At 70.7% G+C, this 20,648-nt stretch carries 20 protein-coding genes; 9 read left to right on the forward strand and 11 right to left on the reverse strand.

Features of this window, described 5'->3' with window-relative positions:
- Positions 1 to 110: 110 nt before the first annotated feature.
- The 3 genes from galE to QSK05_RS06020 form a co-directional block, all read right to left on the reverse strand.
- A complete protein-coding gene (galE, locus tag QSK05_RS06010; RefSeq protein WP_285594714.1) occupies positions 111 to 1,085 on the reverse strand; it encodes a UDP-glucose 4-epimerase GalE in 975 nt (324 codons plus the stop codon).
- Positions 1,086 to 1,216: 131 nt separating this feature from the next.
- The gene (locus tag QSK05_RS06015; RefSeq protein ID WP_285594716.1) at positions 1,217 to 2,002 is read right to left on the reverse strand and encodes an endonuclease/exonuclease/phosphatase family protein; all 786 of its coding nucleotides are present in this window, start codon (positions 2,000 to 2,002) and stop codon (positions 1,217 to 1,219) included.
- The gene (locus tag QSK05_RS06020) at positions 1,999 to 2,910 is read right to left on the reverse strand and encodes a phosphotransferase (protein ID WP_285594718.1); all 912 of its coding nucleotides are present in this window, start codon (positions 2,908 to 2,910) and stop codon (positions 1,999 to 2,001) included. The genes QSK05_RS06015 and QSK05_RS06020 overlap by 4 nt, the downstream gene beginning before the upstream one ends.
- A gap of 39 nt (positions 2,911 to 2,949) precedes the next feature.
- Between QSK05_RS06020 and nudC the strand changes: the two genes are divergently transcribed.
- Positions 2,950 to 3,864: an NAD(+) diphosphatase gene (gene nudC / locus QSK05_RS06025; RefSeq protein WP_285594720.1), complete on the forward strand. Its 915-nt coding sequence runs from the start codon at positions 2,950 to 2,952 to the stop codon at positions 3,862 to 3,864.
- 11 nt (positions 3,865 to 3,875) lie between these two features.
- Here the strand turns inward: nudC and QSK05_RS06030 are convergent, their stop codons facing one another.
- Positions 3,876 to 4,427: a nucleoside/nucleotide kinase family protein gene (locus QSK05_RS06030; protein WP_285594722.1), complete on the reverse strand. Its 552-nt coding sequence runs from the start codon at positions 4,425 to 4,427 to the stop codon at positions 3,876 to 3,878.
- A 95-nt stretch (positions 4,428 to 4,522) separates the two neighbouring features.
- On the reverse strand, positions 4,523 to 4,783 hold the full coding sequence (locus QSK05_RS06035; RefSeq protein ID WP_285594724.1) for a mycoredoxin: 261 nt from the start codon (positions 4,781 to 4,783) through the stop codon (positions 4,523 to 4,525).
- A gap of 98 nt (positions 4,784 to 4,881) precedes the next feature.
- Here QSK05_RS06035 and QSK05_RS06040 point away from each other — a divergent pair, with 98 nt between their 5' ends.
- The 7 genes from QSK05_RS06040 (at position 4,882) to QSK05_RS06070 (ending at position 13,280) form a co-directional block, all read left to right on the forward strand.
- The gene (locus QSK05_RS06040; RefSeq protein WP_285594726.1) at positions 4,882 to 7,014 is read left to right on the forward strand and encodes an ATP-dependent DNA helicase UvrD2; all 2,133 of its coding nucleotides are present in this window, start codon (positions 4,882 to 4,884) and stop codon (positions 7,012 to 7,014) included.
- A gap of 257 nt (positions 7,015 to 7,271) precedes the next feature.
- Positions 7,272 to 9,743, forward strand: coding sequence for an FtsK/SpoIIIE domain-containing protein (locus QSK05_RS06045; protein WP_502879734.1), 2,472 nt, complete (start codon positions 7,272 to 7,274; stop codon positions 9,741 to 9,743).
- The gene (locus QSK05_RS06050) at positions 9,743 to 10,384 is read left to right on the forward strand and encodes a hypothetical protein (RefSeq protein ID WP_285594729.1); all 642 of its coding nucleotides are present in this window, start codon (positions 9,743 to 9,745) and stop codon (positions 10,382 to 10,384) included. The genes QSK05_RS06045 and QSK05_RS06050 overlap by 1 nt, the downstream gene beginning before the upstream one ends.
- Positions 10,385 to 10,682: 298 nt before the next feature.
- Complete coding sequence (locus tag QSK05_RS06055) at positions 10,683 to 10,973, forward strand: hypothetical protein (protein WP_285594731.1); 291 nt, start codon at positions 10,683 to 10,685, stop codon at positions 10,971 to 10,973.
- 246 nt (positions 10,974 to 11,219) lie between these two features.
- A complete protein-coding gene (locus QSK05_RS06060; RefSeq protein WP_502879735.1) occupies positions 11,220 to 11,450 on the forward strand; it encodes a WhiB family transcriptional regulator in 231 nt (76 codons plus the stop codon).
- A gap of 88 nt (positions 11,451 to 11,538) precedes the next feature.
- Positions 11,539 to 11,706 (forward strand): hypothetical protein, encoded by a 168-nt coding sequence (locus QSK05_RS06065; protein ID WP_285594734.1) that lies wholly within the window; start codon positions 11,539 to 11,541, stop codon positions 11,704 to 11,706.
- A 140-nt stretch (positions 11,707 to 11,846) separates the two neighbouring features.
- Positions 11,847 to 13,280 carry an alkaline phosphatase family protein gene (locus tag QSK05_RS06070; RefSeq protein WP_285594735.1) on the forward strand — a complete coding sequence of 478 codons (1,434 nt, stop codon included), beginning with the start codon at positions 11,847 to 11,849 and terminating at the stop codon, positions 13,278 to 13,280.
- Positions 13,281 to 13,542: 262 nt separating this feature from the next.
- Here QSK05_RS06070 and QSK05_RS06075 read toward each other — a convergent pair whose 3' ends face one another.
- From QSK05_RS06075 to QSK05_RS06090, 4 genes are all read right to left on the reverse strand, one after another.
- A complete protein-coding gene (locus QSK05_RS06075) occupies positions 13,543 to 13,794 on the reverse strand; it encodes a hypothetical protein (RefSeq protein ID WP_285594736.1) in 252 nt (83 codons plus the stop codon).
- A 451-nt stretch (positions 13,795 to 14,245) separates the two neighbouring features.
- Entirely contained in the window at positions 14,246 to 15,610 is a 1,365-nt protein-coding gene (locus QSK05_RS06080) for an ABC1 kinase family protein (RefSeq protein ID WP_285594737.1), read from the reverse strand.
- A gap of 2 nt (positions 15,611 to 15,612) precedes the next feature.
- Complete coding sequence (locus QSK05_RS06085; protein WP_285594739.1) at positions 15,613 to 16,728, reverse strand: ThiF family adenylyltransferase; 1,116 nt, start codon at positions 16,726 to 16,728, stop codon at positions 15,613 to 15,615.
- Between the two features lie 251 nt (positions 16,729 to 16,979).
- On the reverse strand, positions 16,980 to 17,135 hold the full coding sequence (locus QSK05_RS06090) for a DUF5679 domain-containing protein (RefSeq protein WP_231482420.1): 156 nt from the start codon (positions 17,133 to 17,135) through the stop codon (positions 16,980 to 16,982).
- 568 nt (positions 17,136 to 17,703) lie between these two features.
- On the opposite strand from QSK05_RS06090, the gene QSK05_RS06095 reads away from it, so the two are divergent.
- Positions 17,704 to 18,357, forward strand: a complete 654-nt coding sequence (locus QSK05_RS06095) for a M48 family metallopeptidase (protein ID WP_285594743.1) — start codon at positions 17,704 to 17,706, stop codon at positions 18,355 to 18,357.
- On the opposite strand, the gene QSK05_RS06100 is transcribed toward QSK05_RS06095, so the two are convergent.
- The gene (locus QSK05_RS06100) at positions 18,323 to 18,934 is read right to left on the reverse strand and encodes an NUDIX hydrolase (protein ID WP_285594746.1); all 612 of its coding nucleotides are present in this window, start codon (positions 18,932 to 18,934) and stop codon (positions 18,323 to 18,325) included. The genes QSK05_RS06095 and QSK05_RS06100 overlap by 35 nt on opposite strands.
- Positions 18,931 to 20,511 carry a zinc-dependent metalloprotease gene (locus QSK05_RS06105; protein WP_285594747.1) on the reverse strand — a complete coding sequence of 527 codons (1,581 nt, stop codon included), beginning with the start codon at positions 20,509 to 20,511 and terminating at the stop codon, positions 18,931 to 18,933. Before QSK05_RS06105 ends, QSK05_RS06100 begins: the two co-directional genes overlap by 4 nt.
- Between the last annotated feature and the right edge of the window lie 137 nt (positions 20,512 to 20,648).

Consider the following 20,648-nt stretch of genomic DNA (forward strand, 5'->3'; position numbering starts at 1 on the left):
TCCGTCAAACCCCTGCTACGCAACGACACCTGAGTCGTAGGAAAGGTGCAGGGCTGCACCCTCCCTGCACCTTTCTGCGCTGTCCTGCACCTCAGGTGCCCACGTCGTCCTTAGCGGGAAACTGACTGCCACGCCGCCCAGGCGGAGGCAACCATGTCGTCCAGGCTGTGCCGGGTGTCCCACTCCAGGTCGCGCTGGGCCAGCTGGCCGTCGGCCACGATCCGCGCCGGGTCGCCCGGGCGCCGGTCGACGATCTTCGGCTCGAAGGCGATGCCGGTGACCTTGGCGACCGCGGTCATGATCTCGAGCACCGAGGCGCCACTGCCGCTGCCCAGGTTGTAGACCCGCTCGATGTCCTGGCCGGCCTCCATCCGGGCGGCCGCCGCGACGTGGGCCAGGGCGATGTCCTGCACGTGCACGTAGTCGCGCACGCAGGAACCGTCGGGCGTCGCGTAGTCGTTGCCCCGGACCTGCGGGATGCCGCCCTCGGTCAGGGTTTTCAGCACCACCGGGAACAGGTTGTGGGGGCTCACGTCGTAGATGTCGGAGTGGCCCGAGCCGACCACGTTGAAGTAGCGCAGCGAGGTGTGGGTCAGGCCGGAGACCCGGCCGACGTTGCGCAGCAGCCACTCACCGATGAGCTTGCTCTCACCGTAAGGGCTTTCGGGCGTCGTGGCGGTGCTCTCGGTGACCAGCTCGACGTCTGGCGTGCCGTAGACGCCTGCGCTGGAGGAGAACACGATGTTCTCCACGCCGACCTCGGCCATCACCTCGAGCAGCACCTGAGTGCCCTGAACGTTCTGGGTGTAGGTGTGCAGCGGCCGCTTCACCGACTCACCGGCGTACTTGAATCCCGCGCAGTGGATCACCCCGGTGATCGGCGTGCCGTCGGGCTCGGTCAGAGCCGCCCGCACGGCGTCCCGGTCGAGGATCGAACCTTCGTGGAACCGCGTACCGGAACCGACGAAACCCCGCACCCCGGTCGAGAGGTCGTCCAGGACGGCGACGGACCGCCCGGACTCCTCGAGGCAGCGGGCAATATGCGCGCCGATGTACCCGGCGCCACCGGTCACAAGCCATGTCATATCGACAACCCTACTCACTGGGGCTGAACGCCCGGATCGCGGCCACTGTCAGAACGATGTCAGAACGGTGCCGGGGATTGTCGAACAGCCGGGCAAAGGCCCCGCCAGGGCCGAAACTCACCGGGTAACGGTCAGCCCGGCAGGTCGAGAACTACCCGAACGGCACGGTGATCGCCCACCGGAAGGTCGGCGACCCCCTCTCCGCGCGCCCGGGTTCCGGGTGGCAGACCCACCCCGAGCACGTGGTCGAGCTGCACCCCCGGCCGTCGTCCGGGGAAGGTCGGCGTGTTCACCAGGGGCGCCCAGCCGGTGAGGGCCCGGACCGGCAGGGGTGGCAGGTTGAAGTCGCCGAGCACCACCACCGGGCCGTCCGCGAGCTCCTCCACCCAGGTCCGCAGGCGGCGCAGCTGACGCACGTTGACCCCGGGCACGAACGACAGGTGGGTGCACACCACGGTCACACCGTTCGCGAGCCGCGCGGCGAGCGCCACCCGGGGCTCGTCCTTCAGCCAGATCAGGCGCGGGGGCCGGCCGGGCACCGGGAGGGGGAAGCGGCCGCGGGCCGGTTCCAGGGTCAGCGTGTGCCAGGTGAGCACGGGTAGGCGGGAGATCAGGCAGATTCCGTAGGCCGGCCCGTCCACCGGCCCGCCGGAGTAGGGCACCCAGGTCTCCCCGGGCGTCCCCAGGACGGTCGGTTCGAAGCGGGCCCACCGGGTGTCCAGGGCCGCGGCCAGCACCGCGGTCTGGTCGAGGCCGGAGCGGTCCTGGCCGAGGTCGACCTCCTGGCAGCCGAGCACGTCGACATCGAGCGTCACGGCGGCTGCGGCCAGGGCCTGCGCGCCGGCCGCGGTCCCCTGGGCGGTGCGCCCCGAGAACAGGTTCAGTGAGGCCAGACGCACGTTCTCACCAGCTCTCACCAGGGCTCGTCACCGACTCCGGCTTCCAGGTCGGCGAGCATCTGGACGGCGTCGTCCACGATGCCCGCGTCGTTGCTGTGAACGCCGTGCAGCAGCCAGCGGGCGATCGCGAACTCGCCGGACAGCCGCGCGCGGCGCACCAGGTCGGCGTCCACCGGCTCGCGGCGGGCGGCGGTGTAGGCCGCGAAGACCGGGCGCATGGCCGGTTCGGTCGCGCCGATCGACACCCAGGCCAGGTCGTCGGCGGGATCGGCGACCCGGGTCTCCGACCACTCCATCACCCCGGTGACCTTCTCGCCCTCGGCCAGCACGTTGTCACCGGCCAGGTCGCCGTGCACCACACAGGGCACGAAACGCCACGCGCCGACCTCTTCCACGGCGTGTTCCCAGCGGGTCAGTAGCCGCACCGGGGTGAGGCCGGTGGCCGCGACCCGGTCGAGCTCGGCCAGCCGGCGGAACCGGTACTCCTCGGCCGTGTAGACCGGCATCCCGGCCTCTTCCGCCAGGTGGGTGGGCAGGTTGTGGATGGCCGCGATGGCCTCGCCGTACGAGGCGGCCAGCGTCGGGCGGTGCAGCAGCTCGAGAGGACGCACGGCCCGGCCGGGCAGCCGGCGGTGCACCAGGGCGCGACCGCCGTCGCGCAGCGGGGCGACGCCCTCGGCCTCGGGCAGGCCGAACGGCACCCACGAGCGCAAGGTGCCGACGAGCTGCGACTCCGCGTCGAGGCGCATCCCGGCGACGTCGGTGCGAGGGGCCCGCACCACCCAGTGCCGGCTCAGGTTGTCCTCGATCAGGGCGGTGTCGACGTCGTCGGCGGTCGCGTCGAGGGTCTGGGTGCGCATCGGTTCCAGGCCGTTGACGGCGGCCGAGGCCAGCGCAGCCAGGGAGAGCGGTGATCGGGAGGGCACCCGACCACCGTAACCGCGGATCCCGATTAGGGTGCGGCTATGTCATTGGAGCGTCTCGCCCTGTCCCGTTCCACGCTCGACCGGGCGGCCCACCGCCGGGCGGATCCCGGCCTGATCGACAGCTTGCTCAACGACCCGCGCACCCGGGTCGCGCTGTTCCACGAGGGCGAGACCGCGGTGACCGACGCGCCGACCGTGCTGCTGTGGCCCGTGGAATCCGTGCTGAACCTGAAAACTGACGGCCAGCAGTTCTTCCTGGGTACCGACGGCGACGGCCGCGACTACCTGGCGCTGTCCGTGTCCGAGCGCCCGGCGGTGCCCGAGGGGGTGCGCTGGGCCTCGCTGCGGGAGGTCGGCTCGCTGCTCGACGACACCGGCGCGGGCATCTTCACCACCGCGGTCGCGCTGATGGCCTGGCACACCTTCCACACCCACTGCTCGAACTGCGGGGCCGCCACCGGTGTCGCGCAGGGCGGGTGGATCCGGCAGTGCCCCGAGTGCCACCGTGAGCACTACCCGCGCACCGACCCCGCGGTGATCATGTCGATCGCCGATCAGGACGACCGCCTGCTGCTGGGCCGTCAGGCCAGCTGGCCCCAGAACCGTTACTCGACGCTCGCCGGGTTCGTCGAGCCGGGCGAGTCGCTGGAGGACGCGGTCCGCCGGGAAGTGGCCGAGGAGGCCGGTGTGGTGGTCGGGGAGGTGCAGTACCGGGGCAGCCAGCCCTGGCCGTTCCCGTCGTCCCTCATGCTCGGTTTCCACGGGCGGGCACTCAGCAGCGAGATCAAGGTCGACGAGGTGGAGATCGCCGAAGCACGCTGGTGGAGCCGCGACGAGCTGCAGGCCGACATCAAGGCCGGCACGCTGGTGCTGCCCCCGGCCGTGTCGATCGCCCGCCGGCTCATCGAGAACTGGTTCGGGGCGGAGATTCCCGATGATCCCTCGGGTTGGTGACCGTCAGAAGATCACCACTGAGGACGAGGTTTGAGCGCGGGGCGGTCCGGGTGGTCGAAGCGGGCCACCAGGCCGGCGTGCCGGGCCGGATCGTCGTCCGCCAGGTACCGCGACCACGCACCCGGGACGCGGGTGGCCTCCTCCGGAGGCAACCGGCGTCCCAAAGCAGGGGCCGACACGTCGAGATGCACGATCAGGTCGAACCCGTCGCGGATGTCGTCACGGGTGAGGAACCGGCCGTCGACGACGGCCACCGTGCCCGGCGGGGCGGGCTGCGGGGAGACCCGCACCGAGCGGTCGGTGAGCGGGTCGCGCAGCCGGGGCAGCCAGGTGTGGCGCCCGTCCGGCAGCAACGCGTCGAGCACCTCCCGGCGCAGCGCCGGGAAGTCGTAGTACAGGTCGTAGACCGCGTCCGGATCGTCGCGCCCGTACTCCAGCCGCACCGAGCGCCCGCGCAGGAAGTCCTTCGCGCTCACCCGGGCGACCGGCACGGCGCTGTTCTCCAGCTCCCGCGCGATCGCGTCGGCCAGCCGGGCTGTGTCCGCCTCGACCGGCCCGTCCACGCCGAGGCGCAGCCGCCTTCGATCAGAGCCGTCGCCCGACAGCGCGATCAGCTGCCGGACGACGTGCTCGGCGAGCTCCCTGAGAGTCAGGAGACTCAGGCGATCGGGACCAGGCGCGACTTGACCTCGGCCAGCGAGGGGTTGGTCGCGGCGCTGCCGTCCGGGAAGACCACGGTCGGCACGGTCTGGTTGCCACCGTTCACCGACATCACGTACTCGGCGGCGTCGGGCACCTCTTCGATGTTGACCTCGGTGTAGCCGATGCCGTCACGGTCGAGTTGCTTCTTCAGCCGATTGCAGTAGCCGCACCAGGTCGTGCTGAACATGGTGATCGTGCCGGGTGCCGGGGTCTCCATCGCAACCTTCCTCAGTCGTGTGCCTCACTCGTCGAGCGTTCAACATCGCGGCCCGGGGCTGTGTTCCCGCCCCGTGCGCAGACTGAGAGACTGCCCCGATGACCACCCCAGCCCACGGCGCCGACGGCATGCTCGCCGGGCTGGACCCTGAGCAGCGTGAGGTCGCCCTCGCCGTGCGGGGCCCGGTCTGCGTGCTGGCCGGGGCCGGTACCGGCAAGACCCGCGCCATCACCCACCGCATCGCCTACGGCGTGCACTCCGGCGTCTACAAACCCCAGCAGGTTCTCGCCGTCACCTTCACCGCCCGCGCGGCCGGGGAGATGCGGACCCGCCTGCGTCAGCTCGGCGTCGGCGGGGTGCAGGCCCGCACCTTCCACGCCGCGGCCCTGCGCCAGCTCGGCTACTTCTTCCCCCGCGTGATCGGCGGACGCCCGCCGGAACTGCTCGAGCACAAGGCCCGCATGGTCGCCGACGCCGCGTCCCGGCTGCGGATCACCGTCGACCGCGCCGCCGTACGCGACCTGGCCGCCGAGATCGAGTGGTCGAAGGTCTCCCTGCTCACCCCCGAGAGCTACGTCAAGGCCGCCCGCACGGCCGGCCGGGGCGAGCCGGGCGGCTTCCCGGTCGAGACCGTCTCCCGGCTGATCCAGGTCTACGAAGAGGCCAAGACCGACCGCGGCGTGATCGACTTCGAAGACGTCCTGCTGCTCATGGCCGGGCTGATCGAGAGCTACCCGCACGTGGCGAACGAGGTGCGGGGCCAGTACCGGCACTTCGTGGTGGACGAGTACCAGGACGTCTCCGCCCTCCAGCAGCGCCTGCTCAGCCAGTGGCTGGGCGACCGCAAGGAGCTGTGCGTGGTCGGCGACCCGAGCCAGACCATCTACTCCTTCACCGGTGCCTCGCCCGAGCACCTGATGACCTTCCAGCACACCTATCCCGACGCCACGGTGGTGCGCCTGGTGCGCGACTACCGATCCACCCCGCAGATCGTGGCGCTGGCCAACCGGCTGCTCGCCCGCCGGGTGAAGACCTCCGGCCCCGCCCCCCTGGAACTGCGCTCGCAACGGGAGGCCGGCCCGGCACCCCGCCTGAACAGCTACGACGACGACGCCGCAGAGGCCGCGGCGGTGGCCAAACAGATCTCGGCACTGCTCGAGGACGGCGTGCGGATGCGCGAGATCGCCGTGCTCTTCCGCACCAACTCGCAGTCCGAGCAGATGGAACAGGCGCTGGCGGACGCCGGTCTCGCCTACGTGCTGCGCGGCGGCGAGCGCTTCTGGGCCCGCAAGGAGGTGCGCGAGGCGGTCATGCTGATCCGTGGCTCGGCCCGCGGCGGGCTCGGCGACGGCACCCTGGGCGAGTCGGTGCGGGACGTCCTGTCGCACTGCGGATGGACGCCCCAGGCCCCCACCGGGGTCCAGGCCGGTGGGGTGCGCGAACGCTGGGAGTCGCTGCAGGCCCTGGCCGCGCTCGCCGACGACATGCAGGCCGCGCGTCCCGACGCCACCCTCTCCGACCTGGTCACGGAACTGGACGAGCGGGCCTCGGCGCAGCACGCCCCGGCCGTCGAGGGGGTCACGCTGGCCTCACTGCACGCCGCGAAGGGCCTGGAGTGGGACGCGGTCTTCCTGATCGGGGTGTCCGAGGGGCTGATGCCGATCTCGTTCGCCGAGAACTGGGACGCGGTGGAGGAGGAGCGCCGGCTGTTCTACGTCGGCATCACCCGGGCCCGCGAGCACCTGCACCTGTCCTGGGCCCGGTCGCGCAACCCCGGTGGCCGGGCGAACCGCAACCCCTCGCGGTTCCTCGACGGCCTGTTCCCCGAGGCCGGTTCGGACGCCGTCTCCCGGCGGGCCCAGAAGGTGCGGGAGCCGCAGGAGACCCGGGCCGCCGCCGCGCACCGTCCGCCGCCGGCCCTGTGCAAGATCTGCGGCCGGTCGCTGACCGGGGCCGTGGAGCGCAAGGTCGGCCGTTGCTCGTCCTGCCCGACCGGGTACGACGAGCAGACGCTGCAGAGCCTGCGCGACTGGCGCGCGGCGGCCGCCGAGGTGACCCGGGTGCCCGCCTACGTGATCTTCACCGACGCCACCCTGATGGCCATCGCCGAGGCGAACCCGTCCGAGCCCGGCGAACTCGCCCGGGTGCCCGGTGTGGGGGCCGTCAAGCTGCAGAAATGGGGGGACGACGTGCTGGCCGTGCTGTCGGGGGCACCTGGGGAGTCGGCTTAGCGGCACGTGCGCGTGGCTGGTGATCCCCGTACCGCCTATCGTGGTTCGTGACACATCGGTAGGTATGGGCGCGGTACGGTCACATTTCGGAGGATCACTCGGTGGTCAGCGCGAAGAAGCTGTTCGGGCGGGCCGTGAAGACGCACCGGCAGGCCGAGGGGCTGCTCGACGCGGTGCGCGAGCGTCTCGACCGGCTCGAGGCCGAGTCGACGCACAGCGCGGAGTCGGCCCAGCAGCAGACCGCGCTGGCGGCGCGGCTGGAACGGGCCGCCGCCGACGCGGCCCCGCAGTGGCTGGGCGCGCCCTGGCCGGTGATCGGCGAGCAGCGTTTCCCCCTGGAGCACTCCGCCCGCGCCGGTGACCCGGCGATGATCCGGATCGGCGACGCGCAGCCCCTGCCCGGCGTCGGCTTCCCGGTGATCGTCCCGTTCACCGGGGTCGGCCACATCGCGATCGACACCGACGCCCGCGACCCGGCCGTCGCCGGGCTCCTGCGCAGCATCATCACCCGGCTGGTGGCAGCCTTCCCGGCCGGTCAGCTGCGCCTGCTCGCCGTCGACGGCGGTGCTCTCGGCGCCCCGCTGGCACCGTTCCACCCGCTGGTTCCCGCCGGGGTGATGAACGAGCCGGTCAGTGACCTGGACGAGTTCCGCGAGCTGCTCACCGAGGCCGAGGAACAGGTGAAACAGGTGCAGGCGGGTCTGAACCCGTCGCCCGACGTGCTCGTCGTGGTCACCGCCGCACTGCCCGCCAGCTGCACCCGCAGCGACTACTCCCGGATCGCGGCCCTGTCGCACGCCGGCCCGGCCGCCCGCGTGCACCTGCTGCTGACCGGCTGGGGGAGCCCGCACCGCTCCCGGTCGTCGTGGGACCAGGTCCCGCCGCTGGAGCGCACCACGAGGATCACCGCCGACCCCTCCTCGTACGGGCACTTCCGGGTCGGCGACCCACCGCTGGAGAGCTTCGGGGGAGAGGGCCGCGCGCTCAACGCCACGGTCACGCTCGACCCGCCGCCCCCACCCGGCCTGATCGACGAGCTGTGCCGCCGGGTCGCGGCCAAGGCCGAGTCGGACGGCACCCTGCTGTTCGACGACCTGGTGCCCGACCGGCTCTGGGCCGAGTCGTCGATCACCGGCCTGACCACGCTGGTGGGTCGCATCGGCCGGGGCGACGCGGTGGTCTCGCTCGACGACCAGACCCCGCACTGGCTGGTCGCGGGCCGCACCGGCTCGGGCAAGACGGTGTTCCTGCTCGACATCCTCTACGGCCTGGCCGCCCGCTACTCGCCCGACGAGATGGCTCTCTACCTGCTGGACTTCAAGGAGGGCGTGTCGTTCTCGGAGTTCATCCCGACCGAGATCGACCCGACCTGGGTGCCGCACGCGCGCACCGTCGGGGTGGAGTCCGACCGGGAGTACGGCCTGGCCGTACTGGCCGAGCTGGTGCGGGAGATGAGCCGCCGGGCCGCCGCGATGAAGAAGGCCGGCGTCACCAACCTGGCCCAGCTGCGCACCTCCCGGCCCGACGTGGCGCTGCCGCGCATCCTCACCGTGATCGACGAGTTCCACGTGCTGCTCAAGGGCACCGACGACACGGCCAAGCGCTCGGTCGCGCTGCTGGAGGAGATCGCCCGCAAGGGCCGGTCGTACGGCATCCACCTGATCATGGCCAGTCAGTCGGTCTCCGGCATCGAGTCGCTCTTCGGCAAGAGCACGTCGGTGTTCGGGCAGTTCGGCATGCGGGTCGCGCTGTCCGGGGGCGGCGGCATCCTGGACACGATGAACGACGCCGCGGCCGCACTGCCGATCGGCCAGGTCGTGCTCAACCACGCCGCCGGGGTGGCCAGCGCCAACCGCCGGGCCCGGTTCCCCGACGCGGACGCGGCCAGCCTGCACGCGCTGCGGCACCGGATGTGGGAGATGCGCACCCCCGGCTCCCCGCCGCCCGCGGTCTTCATCGGGTACGCCGAGTACTCGGTGGACGAGGCCCCGCCGCCCCCGCGCCGCGCCACCGGCCGTCGCCGCAAGGTCGCACTGGTCGGCCGCCAGGTCGACGTGGGCCTGTCGTCGGCCGCCTTTCCGCTCGACTCCTCACCGGGCCGCCACCTCGGGGTGCTCGGCACCTCGGCGGTCGGTGCCGACGTGCTCGCCTCGGCCGCGATCAGCCTGGCCCAGCAGCACGAGCCCGGCGAGGCCAGTTTCCACCTGGTCAGCCTGATCGGGTCGGCCGAGGAAGACGTCTTCATCCTCGAGCAGCGACTGCAGCGCGCCGGGCACCGGGCGCAGATGCTGCGCCTGCCCGAGTACCGCGAGTTGTTGCGGCAGTTCGCGAACAACCCGCCCGACCGGATGCGGCCCAACTACCTGTTCGTCTACGGCGCCGACGCGGCCGCCTCCTCGCTCCGGCAGAAGAAGCCCGGTCGCGCGCCGGGCATCGACGACTTCCGCACGATCCTGCGGGAGGGCCCGGCCTCCGGGGTGCACATCTTCGGCTGGTGGCGCGGCGTGCGGCGTCTCAGCGACGACCTGGGTCTCGCGGGCAAGGACGACGTGGCCGGCCTGGTCGCCCTGAACGTGAAGGGCAACGAGGTGGGCACCCTGATCGGCCGGACGAACCTGCGCTGGCAGCCCCGGCACAACCGGGCCCTGCTGATCGACCGGCACGAGGACCGCGAGGAGCTGATCGTGCCGTTCGTGTCGCCCGGCCGTTACAGCGAGGAGTTCGCCTGATGTCGCCGTCGTCCCCGCAGCAGGGCTGGGCCGAGTACGCCGAGTACGCGCGCCGGCTGGACTCGGTGCGGGCCGAGGAGAACGCCCGCACGGCCGGCATCCGCGAGGGGGTCGCGCAGATGTCCGAGCACGCGGACGAGTTGGTGGCCCTTCTGGACAATCAGCGCTACCACCTGACGGCCTTCGCCCAGAAGGCGAAGCTGACGTTCCCTCCGGGGGCCGGCACCCCGCCCGAGGGGCGCGTGGAGCCGCAGACCGACCTGGCCCGGGTGGCCCAGCTGATCGACGAGGCCGAGTCCCAGGGGGCGGACGCCCACAACCGGGCGATCCGGCCGAACCTGCTGCCCGGCCTGAGCGGTGGGCTACGCGGGTTCGTGGTGTTCGGGGTGACCGCGCTGGTGATCATGGCGGTCCAGTTCGTCGGGTTCGCCACCACCGGCAACAATCCCGACTTCCTCCGGTACGGCGTCCTGGTGCCGTTGGTCGGTTTCGGTGCCGCGTCGCTGCTGCTGCGGGTGGGCAACAAGGGCCGTGACCCCGACCTGGCACCCGCGCCCGTGCCCACCCGGCTGGGACTGCTGATGTGTTTCGGGGCGCTCCCGGTGCTTTTCCTCATCCTGATCGCGGCGAACCGCAGCTGAGGCCGGGCTCGCCCAGAGGTGGGGCAGAGGTGGGGCAGAGGTGGGGCAGAGGCTGCCCAGAGCAGAACCGCGCACTCGCAAAACTTTTTTGGAATTTCTAAAAGCCTTGTGCAGCAAGGAAAAGGACCCACCTACTGAGCCGTTCAGGTGGGCGCCACGAAGTATTCGCCATTAAATACGTTGTCCGCCGGGCACGGGGGCGTCTACTCTCGATCTCGTTGTCCTGTCAGTGACAACAATCGCACTGCGGCAGACCTGAAGAAGGTCGGCCCGGGACTAGAGCAGGAGGTGGCGACACGTGAAGAACACGATTGACATGCGGATCACCGCCGCCTCCGTCGCCGTCCAAGGCAAAGCCGCGTCCGTGTCCTCGTCCTTGAATGAGGTCCGGTATCACGTCGGCGCGACTGAACTCGTCAACACGGGTGCAGTCTGCCTGCAGTCCGCTCCGTCGTCCCTGAGCTCCTTCTGGGCCGGCGCCATGAGTGGGGCTGCTGCCGCCAAGGCCGGCCGTCTGGCCGCCGTGCGACCGTCCTCCGATTTCTTCAAGCCCCCTTACGGGTCACAGGCCAGCGATGGCACCGGATAGGCAAACGCCGCTTCCGGCCTCGCGAAAAAGCCGTGGACCCCATTGGGGTCCACGGCTTTTTCGTTGTCTGACAAGGGTTTTCAGGTTTCCGTGATGAGCAGAACGTCCAATCTCAACTCCAATTCAGCGAAAGATGAAACAGCTCCCGGTCGTCACCGGGGGAACAACCCGAGGGGGATGAAACCCGTGCAGCTCACCGCCTTGCTCGACGCCTTGGTGGAAGAGATCGACGAGACCTCGACCGAGATGCCCTGCCGGGTGTTCGACGCGGAGCTCTGGTTCGCTGAGTCTCCGACGGATGTGGAGCAGGCGAAGGCACTTTGCCGCGACTGCCCCGTGCGGCAGGAATGCCTGGCCGGTGCGCTGGAGCGCAACGAGCCGTGGGGGGTCTGGGGAGGCGAGCTCTTCGTCGCCGGCGTGATCGTCGCGCGCAAGCGCCCCCGGGGCCGGCCGCGGAAGGTTGTGGTGGCTGCCTGATCTCCGGGTCAGGCGGCCGCCCGGCCAGCGCACCGATATTCCTAAGTACTACTCACATAACGTTTTTCGTTTCCAGGGGGAAACTGTCATGCATGCCAGCCTGTACAACTTCGAACTGATCAAACTGCAACATCACGAGGCCAGGACGCTCGCCGCCGACGAGCGGTACGTCGCCGTGGCCAGGCGCGCCCGCCGCCGCACGAAGCGGGCACTGTGGACGAAGGCGACGACCGCCCGGGTTGGATCGGTTCGGTAGTCGCCAGAAATTTCGCCACTGACCTGTATCAGAGAGGCAACGCCGGGACTCTTCACAGCGTCTTGGACTTCGGACGGGTGCTGACCATCGGAGGGGGTGGTCAGCCCCCGTCCGGCGTTTGCGTCCTAATCTCACCTGGCATGAGCGCACGTGAGATCGCCGAGACCCTCACCCGGCCGGACCTGGCCCACATCGTCGACCTCGTCGCCTATCCGGAACCGGCCGGCACCGTCGTGGTGCACGGGCAGCGTGGTGTGGTGCGGCTGTACGCGGGGGAGCGGCACGAGGTACTCGCCGGATCAGACCCACTGGCCGACACCGACCCGATCGCGTTCCTGCCCTACGACCGGGAATGTGCGAATCCGTCGCCGCCGAACGTGTCCAACGCGTATCCCGAACCGGCCCGGCGACTGCTGTCGTTCTTCGCCGACACCGATCGCAGCCCCGACCTCGTCGTGATCCACACACCCTCGCACTTCTTCCCGGACGAGGGAGGGCACGCCGGCGAGCACGGCTCGCTCGACGTGATCCAGTCCCGGGCGCCGTTCGTGCTCTCCGGTGCGGGTGTCCCGCCGGCCGGCCCGGTGCGGGGGCATGCCCGGATGATCGACGTGGCCCCGACGCTGCTACGTCTGGCCGGGGTCGATGATCTCGAAGGTCTCGAGGGTCAGGCGATCGAACTGGCGGACGAGGTCCCCTCCCGTCGCGTGGTCGGTCTGCTCTGGGACGGCGCTCCCAGCTCCGACCTGCTCACCCTGGCGGCCGACGGCGAACTGCCGGCCGTCGCCGAACTGCTGGCCGACGGTATCGCTCTGACCGGCGGGACCGTGGCCGAGTTCCCCAGCGTGACCTTGTGCAATCACACCAGCGCGCTGACCGGTGTCGGCCCCGGGCGCCACGGCATTCTCGGCAACGTCTTCTACGACCGGGCTCGGGGGGAGCGCATCAACGCGAACGACGAGAGCACCTGGCACCGCAGTGCTGAATGGTTGCGACCCGGTGTGCGCACGGTGTTCGAGCGCCTCGACCGGGCGCGGCCGGGCAGTCGCAGCGTATGTGTGAACGAGGCGGTGGACCGGGGCGCGACCACGTCGACGATGCAGATGATCCGGGCCCTGGGCGATGCGCCGGGTCGTTCCGTCACGGACTTCCTGCCCCCGGCGATCGGGAGCCCTCACCTGGACGACCGCTATTTCGCCTGGGCCACGCGGGTGGACGACGCCGGACTCGCGCAGGTGCTGCGGGAGTGGGCCGATCCGGCGGCGGCCCCGGACCTGACCTGGTGGTCGACCGTCGTCACGGACGCCGGGCATCACGCCGGCGGGCCGCGCTCAACGATCGCGCGGGACAGCCTGCGCGACGCGGACCGTCGGCTGGGCATCTTTCTGGCGCATCTGGAAGCTATCGGACTGCGGCAGCAGGTGACTTTCCTGCTCACCGCTGACCACGGCTTCGAAGCGGCGGACACGAGCGTGACCGGGTCATGGGGCCCGGCCCTGGCCGACGTCTGTGGGCGACTGGGCGTCACCTACCGCGACGAGGGGCCAGGCTTCGTCTACCTGAACGTGGGATGAATCGCGTTCAGAAATGATCGTCCGGCGGGTGCACCGAATAAGGCCTGGTGAATGGTGGGGCGGGCATTCAGGAAATGCACTTCGGGCCATCATCTGCGGTCAGGACCCGAGATATTCGCCGTGTTCAGGGTCGGTCGGGCCGGGCCTGCAGCTCGGTGGGCCGAAGACGATGCCGGTACCGCTCCCGACCGGGTGTGGGGAGCGGCCTGATCTACCGGCGGTGCGGGGGTTCCTACGGTCTACGGGTGTGGGTCAGGCCTGGTCAGCATCGGCTGCTGCGCACGTCATTGCCGGCTTCGATCTCCAGAATCCGCTCCCGGGCACAGGTTTCGCAGTCCCAGAGGGCAACGCCGTTGATCACCGACCAGGCTCCGACCACGCGGTAGAGAGCTTGTGGAGCCGGCGCGAGGCAGGTTCGGCAGTGGGTATGCGTGCCGGACTGCGAGGGAATCGCAGCCAGACCGGCAGGTTGGGATTCGGCGATCCGGGTCTCTGAACGCAGTGAGCCATTCATGGGTTCAGGGTACGCATTTCGCGTAACGCGCGGATGACGGTTCGCTGTCCCGGCGGATATCTGCACGACATCTGGATGTATCCGTAGGCCGTGCGGGGGATGCTGACTAATCTCAGAATACGGGATATGCGTCTCGAAAACTGGAGGGTCGGTTAACCCGGGGGACCGGCCCGCTCCCGGTTGTTCGCAACCCTCCGTGAGGTCTCCCCGAAGGCTGACGGTGCTGGTCGCAGGGTGTGCGAAGCCGGTGGGCGGGGTGTCGGAGTGGTCCCGGTTCGGCGGGTCGGAGGTTCACCTACGGTCAGGGAGAGCGGGCTGCCGGCCGAGGTGTGACGTGCGGGGGCAAGAGTTAACGGGCACCCGCCGGTAGTTCGACGGGTGCCCGGCGTGGCCGGTTGCGCGAGGCCGATGTGGTGCGCATCACTGCAGTGCCCGTACATACCCGTACGGCTCAGTCGCGCGCGACCTCGTTGTCATCCCGCTCGTCATGCAGCTCGTAGGCCCCGGCATCGAATTCCGGCAGCCACTGCTGCAGCACCTCGGGCACCGGTACATCGCCGTCGATCTGGCAGAGCACCGCGATGCCGCCCAGCCAGACCCGGTGGATCAGCAGGTACTCGGGCGGCAGGTTGAGCTTGAGGCCCATCGTCCAGTCCGGCCGCCGGACATCGTTGATGTAGGTGAAGAGCGAGCGCATCCAGGCCCGCTCGAAGCGCCAGCTGGAGTGCCGGATCGGCTCCAGGAAAGGGGCCAGGTAGGTCAGCAGGGCATCGCCGTCGATCGTGATGGACGACTTGATGAAGCCGAGTTCGCGCAGACCCGCGACCACCGCCTCCGACTCACCGGCCATGGCCAGGGTGAGCAGGCGTCCCATCTCCGGCGGCATGCCCTCGGGCAGACGCTTGACGGCGCCGAAGTCGAGTACCCCGAAACGGCCGTCGTCGAGCAGACGGTAGTTGCCCGGGTGCGGGTCGGCGTGCAGCATCCCGGCCCGGGCCGGGCCGGCCAGCAGGAACTCCAGGTAGCGCCGGGCGCCCAGGTCACGTTCCTCGCGGGTGCCGGAGGAGATCAGCTTCGACAACGGCACACCCTCGAGCCACTCGCTGACGATCACGTGCTCGCTGCTGGCCAGGACCGCAGGGATCGCGAACACCGGGTCGTCCCGGAAGGCCTTGGCGAACTTCGCCTGGGTCTTGGCCTCGAGCGTGTAGTCGAGTTCCTCCACCATGCGGGCCTTGAGCTCGTCGAGGATCGGCTTCACATCGAGGCCGGGGATCCAGCCACCCGCGATCCGGCCCACCCTCGTCACCTGGTTGAGGTCCGAGATCAGGGCTGCTCCCGCACCCGGGTACTGGATCTTCACCGCGCAGGCCCGGCCGTCCCGCCAGACGGCCTTGTGTACCTGGCCGATGCTCGCCGCGGCCGCGGGCTGGTCGTCGAAGCTCTGGAACTTGCTGGTGCGCCAGCGGGGGCCCAGTTGCTCGGCCAGCACCTGATGCACCGTGGCGGCCGGCAATGGGGGAGCGGAGTCCTGCAACTTCGTCAGGGTCGCCCGGTAGGGCGCGGCGACCTCCTCGGGGAGTGCGGCCTCGAAAACGCTCAGGGCCTGGCCGAACTTCATCGCCCCGCCCTTGAGCTCGCCCAGTACGCGGAACAGCTGCTCCGCGGTGCGGGCCTGCATCTCGGCCGCGACCAGTTCGGCCGGCTTACCGCCGAGACGTTTACCCAGTCCCAGAGCAGTACGTCCGGCAGCCGTCAGGGGCAGGGACGCCAGCTTCGCCGTCCGGGTGACCGCGCGACGCGGCAGATCTGTCACTTTCACATTCTCCCTTCTCGTCCGGCACCGCGCGCGTCCGCATCGTTCTCAGTTCCCGGCATTCCCGTCCAGGAGCAACCGCACCCGGGATGAACCGGCCAGGGACGGCGGGCGACCAGGCCGTCGGGCAGTTCCACCTCGAGCGTGGCGCCGACGGCGGCGGGCTCGGCCACACCGTCGAGATGGGCCAGGACCTGCAGGCTCACCAGCCCGGCGGCCAGGGCCGAGCTCGCTGATTCCTGCGGTGTCTCACCCTGGGCGCGCAGCTGGCCGGCCAGGGCGGGCCAGGCCGGGTCGCGATCTGTGCGGTGCAGGTCAAGACACCGCAGGCAGGGACTGGTACCCGGGAGCACCAGCGGGCCGACCACCACGCCGTCCTCACCCACCACCACCGAGAGGTGGGAGACGTCCGCGCTCATCAGGGTGTCGGCGCGGGCCGCGTCGGCGGTGCCGTGGTCGACGAGGACGACCAGATCCGGTTCGGTGTGTCGGGCGGCGGGGCGCGTGCCCCGGGTGCCCCTGGTGTCCGGCTGCGGGGAATGCCCTCCGGCGCGCCGCACCAGATCCTGGCCCACCGCGACCCGCGGGCGGCCGAGGTCGGGCAGGCCGGCCCCCGCCGGGGCCAGGTCGGCGGCGGTGACCCGGCCCGGGTCCTGCACCACGACGGTGCCGACCCCGGCCGCGGCCAGGGTGGCGGCGATCGAGCTGCCCAGCCGTCCCGCGCCCCGCACGACCACCTGGCGGTCGGCCCGGGCGGTGAGGAGTTGCCAGCCGTCGCCGCAGTGCGGGTGCACCACGGACCAGACGGCCGCATCGGGGGCCAGGCGCGCACCGGCTCGCCCCAGGCGTGCCGGATCAGGAAGACCGGGCCCGGACGACACCAGGACCCCGCAGTCACGCAGGAGTGTGATGAGGTGGCCACCCCGCTCGGGATCGCCGTGTACGGACAGCGATCCGGGCACCGAGGTGTCGATGCCGTGATGAAGAGCCTCGACCAGAGGGATGTCCTGCAGAGTGAGGCCGGTGATCACCGTGCCACGTCGCCGGGAGAGCCCGATCTGCAATGTGGCCGGATCCCGCCAGGCCCGCCGGAACCCCGGCTTGAGACGAATGCGCACGATTTTCCCCCTCGACCTGTGAAGGGTGTCAGGAAGAACGACGCCGTGCACCGGGCTGTCCACAGGACGGCCCGGGGGTGTGGATAACTATGGTGAAAATGCCTGGGTGGCGGCCAGGGCTCGTTGCCGTGCCCTGGCCCGCGCCACCGCCGCACCTCGGGCCTCATGACGTCTCATGACGTCTCCGCCGTCGGCCCGGCCCACGGAGCCGAGGGATCCTCCCGGACCCCACGACTGCCCGAAGGTGCTGGTCAGGCCTTGCCGAGGATGCGGTTCAGGTTCGTCCCGCACACCGGGCACACGCCCTTGGCCATGCGACGGCCGTTGGTCTCGACGACCTTGCCCTCGGCCTGACGCTTTTCCTTGCACTTCACGCAGTAGAACTCGCCGCTGTAGGTGTCCGACATGTTCGCTCCTGTTACGGGTTGTGAATTGGTCTGGACGCATCGACCGCTCGTAACGAGGCGATGCCCTGACTGGGCGTAACGCCTTCCGCGGCGACTCCCCGGCCCGGTCGGAAGGTCACATTAGCTCAGCACGCAGGTTGTGCCTGCTTAGACGGCTATTCGGCGCGTCGGGAGACTGCCCGTGTGAGGCAAGATGTCGGTTTTGTAACGGCCTGTCCGGGTACTCGTAGTAAGAACCGCCACATGAAAAAGGGGCCCCGGGCCGATCACCGTGCGCCTTCCCCAGCGCGCGAAGATCGTTACCCGGAGCCCTCGTGGATCACGCTATGAGGTGCTCGCCGTGCAGTCAATCGTTCAGGCACCCCCGGACTGCACCGAGTGCGCCCCGGCACCCTCTGGCCTGTGGATAACCCTGTGGAATTCAGGGCCGGACCTGTGGATAGGACGGATATGTCCGAAGATGGAACGCCCCCGGACCGCTCGCCGCCGGTTATTTCCAGTTGCGGTTCTGTGATCACAGCGCGTTTGATCCCTGATTCTCAGGGCATTCGCCGGGTACGGTGCTGAGGTGGCCAATAGCACGCCGGAACCGTCGGACGACCCGCGGGTCGAGGTGCGCCGGAGCGGACGGCGCCGCAGCACGGTCACGGCCTATCGCGAGGGGGGCCGGACCGTGGTGCTCATACCGGCGCGTTTCACCCGCAGCCAGGAGCAGGAGTGGGTGCAGCGCATGCTGGACCGGCTCTCCGCCCAGGAGCGCCGCCGGCGCCCGGGCGACGAGGAGCTGCTGACCCGGGCCCTCACCCTCAACGAGCGGTACTTGCGGGGACTGGCCACTCCGGCCGGCGTCACCTGGGTGCAGAACCAGAACACCCGATGGGGGTCATGCACCCCCGCCGACCGCTCGATCCGGCTGAGTACCCGGCTGCTGGGTATGCCCTCGTGGGTGCTCGACTACGTGTTGCTGCACGAACTGGCCCACCTGATCCAGCCGGGCCACGGGCCGGATTTCTGGTCGCTGCTCGACTCCTATCCCCGCACCGAGCGGGCGCGCGGCTTCCTCGAGGGATTCTCCGCGGCCCGCGACCTGCCGGTGGACGACGACCCGCCCGGTTCCACGTCCGACGGCGAGACCCCGGCCGACCGGGCCGAGCACGGCGACACCGAGACCGACGAAGAGGTTGACGTCAGCGAGGCGTCCCCGGCGTCCCAGATGTCGTGAGTGCTGTGGGAGTGGTGGCCAGTACCTGACCGGCGCGGCGCACGAGTTCCGGGACGCCGGAGGCCAGGTTGTCGGGCAGTTCGCCGACCGGCCACCACCGCACCTGCGGTGACTCGTCGCTCGGCGTCGGCTCGACCACCGGCGTGACCATCAGGTACTGCAGGTCGAGGTGCCAGTCGACCACGCCGGGGGCGCACGGGGCGCGGTGCCGGGACAGCAGGACCGGTGAACCCAGCACCCGGCCCGTCAGCCCGGTCTCCTCGACCACCTCGCGGGCCGCGGCCTGAGCACCACCGGTGTCGTCCGGTTCGAAATGGCCCCCGGGCTGCACCCACTTCCGCATCTTGTGGTGGAACACCAGGCAGGTCTGGGAACCGTCCTCGCTCAGCACCGCCGCCGAGGCGGTCAGGTGGGCCGGTGCCTGCGTACGGCGCAGCAGGCCGTCGCCCGTGCTCGCGAGCAGGGCCAGCCACGCCGTCTGCTCGAAGCGCTCGTCCGGGCCGTCCGGCCGGGCGTTGCGCAGGGCGGCACCGACGTCGTCGAGAAGTCCGGTGCCGCCCCGGAGCGTGTCGGTCACCGGTCCTCGTCGTCCTTCGGCTTGTCCTGGTCATCGTTCTTGGACGTGCCCGGCGCGCTGCCGTCCTCGCCGGGGGCCTCCCCGAGCCCGCCGTCCAGCAGTTTCGCCAGTTCCGCGTCCATGTCGTCGTCGGCCTTGTCGACCTGGGCGAAGCCCATCGGGTCGGCGAACGCGGTCTCGCCGGGGGCGATGTCGGGGTGCTCCCAGAGCGCGTCCCGGCCGGAGGACCCGCGGGCGGCGGTCAGGGCCGACCATACCGCCGCGGCCTCCCGCAGCCGGCGGGGCCGCAGCTCGAGACCGACCAGGGAGGCGAACGTGTGCTCGGCCGGGCCACCGGCGGCCCGGCGCCGGCGGATGGTCTCCTGCAGGGCGGACGCGTGCGGCAGGGAGGTGCGGGCGGCCTCGTCGACCACGGTGTCCACCCAGCCCTCGACCAGGGCCAGCGCCATCTCCAGCCGGTCGAGCGCGGCCTGCTGGGCCGGGGTGCGCTCGGGCTCGAAGATGTCGGAAGCCAGCGCCGCCTGCATGGCCTGCGGGTCGGTCGGGTCGATCTCGCGGATCGCCGACTCGATGCGGTCGGTGTCGATCACGATGCCGCGCGCGTACTCCTCGACCAGCGACAGCAGGTGCGCCCGCAGCCACGGCACTCCCGCCACCAGCCGGGCGTGGGCGGCCTCGCGCAGGGCCAGGTACAGCCGTACCTCGTCCTCCTCCAGGCCCAGACCGCTGCCGAACTCGGTCAGGTTGGAGGGGATCAGCGCGACCCGGCCGGCGGGCAGCAGCGGCAGGCCGACGTCACCACCGCCGATCACCTCCCGCGACAGACCGCCCAGGGCCTGGCCGAGCTGGGCGCCGAAGAACGTGCCACCCATCTTGCGCATCATCGGCAGGGCGTTGCCGAGCAGACCGCGCATCTCTTCCGGCGACTGCTCGGTGAGGGCCTTGGCCATCGCCTCGCCCACGCTCTCGGCCACCGGCTCGACGATGATCTTCCAGACGCCGAGCGTGTTCTCGATCCACTCCGCGCGGCTCCAGGCCTCGGTGCGCGCGGTCGCGGCGGGCAGGTCGCAGACCCGGTCGAGCCACAGGTCGGCCGTGCGCAGGGCCTCGGCGACCTTGCGCTGCTGGGACTCACCCACACTCGGGTCTCCGCCCTCGGCCGCAGCCTGACGGGCCACACTGGTGGCGAGCTCCCAGTTCACCGGGCCGTCGCCACCGGTGCTCATCATCTGCTGCACCTGGCTGAGCATGGCCTGCAGCGCCTGGGGGTCTTGAGGCATACCGGGCAGATTCATCAGGCCGGGCGGGAGATTGCCCAGCACGTCCGGCGGCAGTTGGGCCCCGCCGCCCATGAAGGCGGAGAAGAGCCCGGCCAGCGGATCTTCCGGCTCCTTCCGGGGGGCGCTGTCCCGGCCGCCGGTGGGCAGGTCGGAGCCGAAGCCGATGCGTGGGCCGGTGCCCCGACGGGGCTCGTCGCCGGTGGGTACGTCCGGCGTGTCCGAGCCCTGCTCGCGGCTCTCGTCGTCGCGGGGGCCGTCGGACTCAGCGTCCTGGCCGTCCCGGTTTCCCTCGCTCATGTTCTGTGTCTCCCTCGCTGGCTGTCGGCTGCCGCCGTCGCCCGGAGCCGGATGGCCCCGTCCTACCGAAGATCGTTCCAGGCCGTTGAGGTCCTGGGCACCAGGGTCGCACCGATCCGGTGAACCGACCCAGCCGA

It is taken from the genome of Kineosporia sp. NBRC 101731 (genome assembly GCF_030269305.1).
Lineage (GTDB): Bacteria > Actinomycetota > Actinomycetes > Actinomycetales > Kineosporiaceae > Kineosporia.

Coding starts and splice junctions, on each gene's coding strand:
- QSK05_RS06065 (WP_285594734.1), top strand. CDS start 11,539: ATGCATGCCAGCCTGTACAACTTCGAACTGATCAAACTGCAACATCAC.
- QSK05_RS06060 (WP_502879735.1), top strand. CDS start 11,220: ATGCCCTGCCGGGTGTTCGACGCGGAGCTCTGGTTCGCTGAGTCTCCG.
- QSK05_RS06035 (WP_285594724.1), bottom strand. CDS start 4,783: ATGGAGACCCCGGCACCCGGCACGATCACCATGTTCAGCACGACCTGG.
- galE (WP_285594714.1), bottom strand. CDS start 1,085: ATGACATGGCTTGTGACCGGTGGCGCCGGGTACATCGGCGCGCATATT.
- nudC (WP_285594720.1), top strand. CDS start 2,950: ATGTCATTGGAGCGTCTCGCCCTGTCCCGTTCCACGCTCGACCGGGCG.
- QSK05_RS06070 (WP_285594735.1), top strand. CDS start 11,847: ATGAGCGCACGTGAGATCGCCGAGACCCTCACCCGGCCGGACCTGGCC.
- QSK05_RS06050 (WP_285594729.1), top strand. CDS start 9,743: ATGTCGCCGTCGTCCCCGCAGCAGGGCTGGGCCGAGTACGCCGAGTAC.
- QSK05_RS06040 (WP_285594726.1), top strand. CDS start 4,882: ATGACCACCCCAGCCCACGGCGCCGACGGCATGCTCGCCGGGCTGGAC.
- QSK05_RS06075 (WP_285594736.1), bottom strand. CDS start 13,794: ATGAATGGCTCACTGCGTTCAGAGACCCGGATCGCCGAATCCCAACCT.
- QSK05_RS06105 (WP_285594747.1), bottom strand. CDS start 20,511: ATGAGCGAGGGAAACCGGGACGGCCAGGACGCTGAGTCCGACGGCCCC.
- QSK05_RS06090 (WP_231482420.1), bottom strand. CDS start 17,135: ATGTCGGACACCTACAGCGGCGAGTTCTACTGCGTGAAGTGCAAGGAA.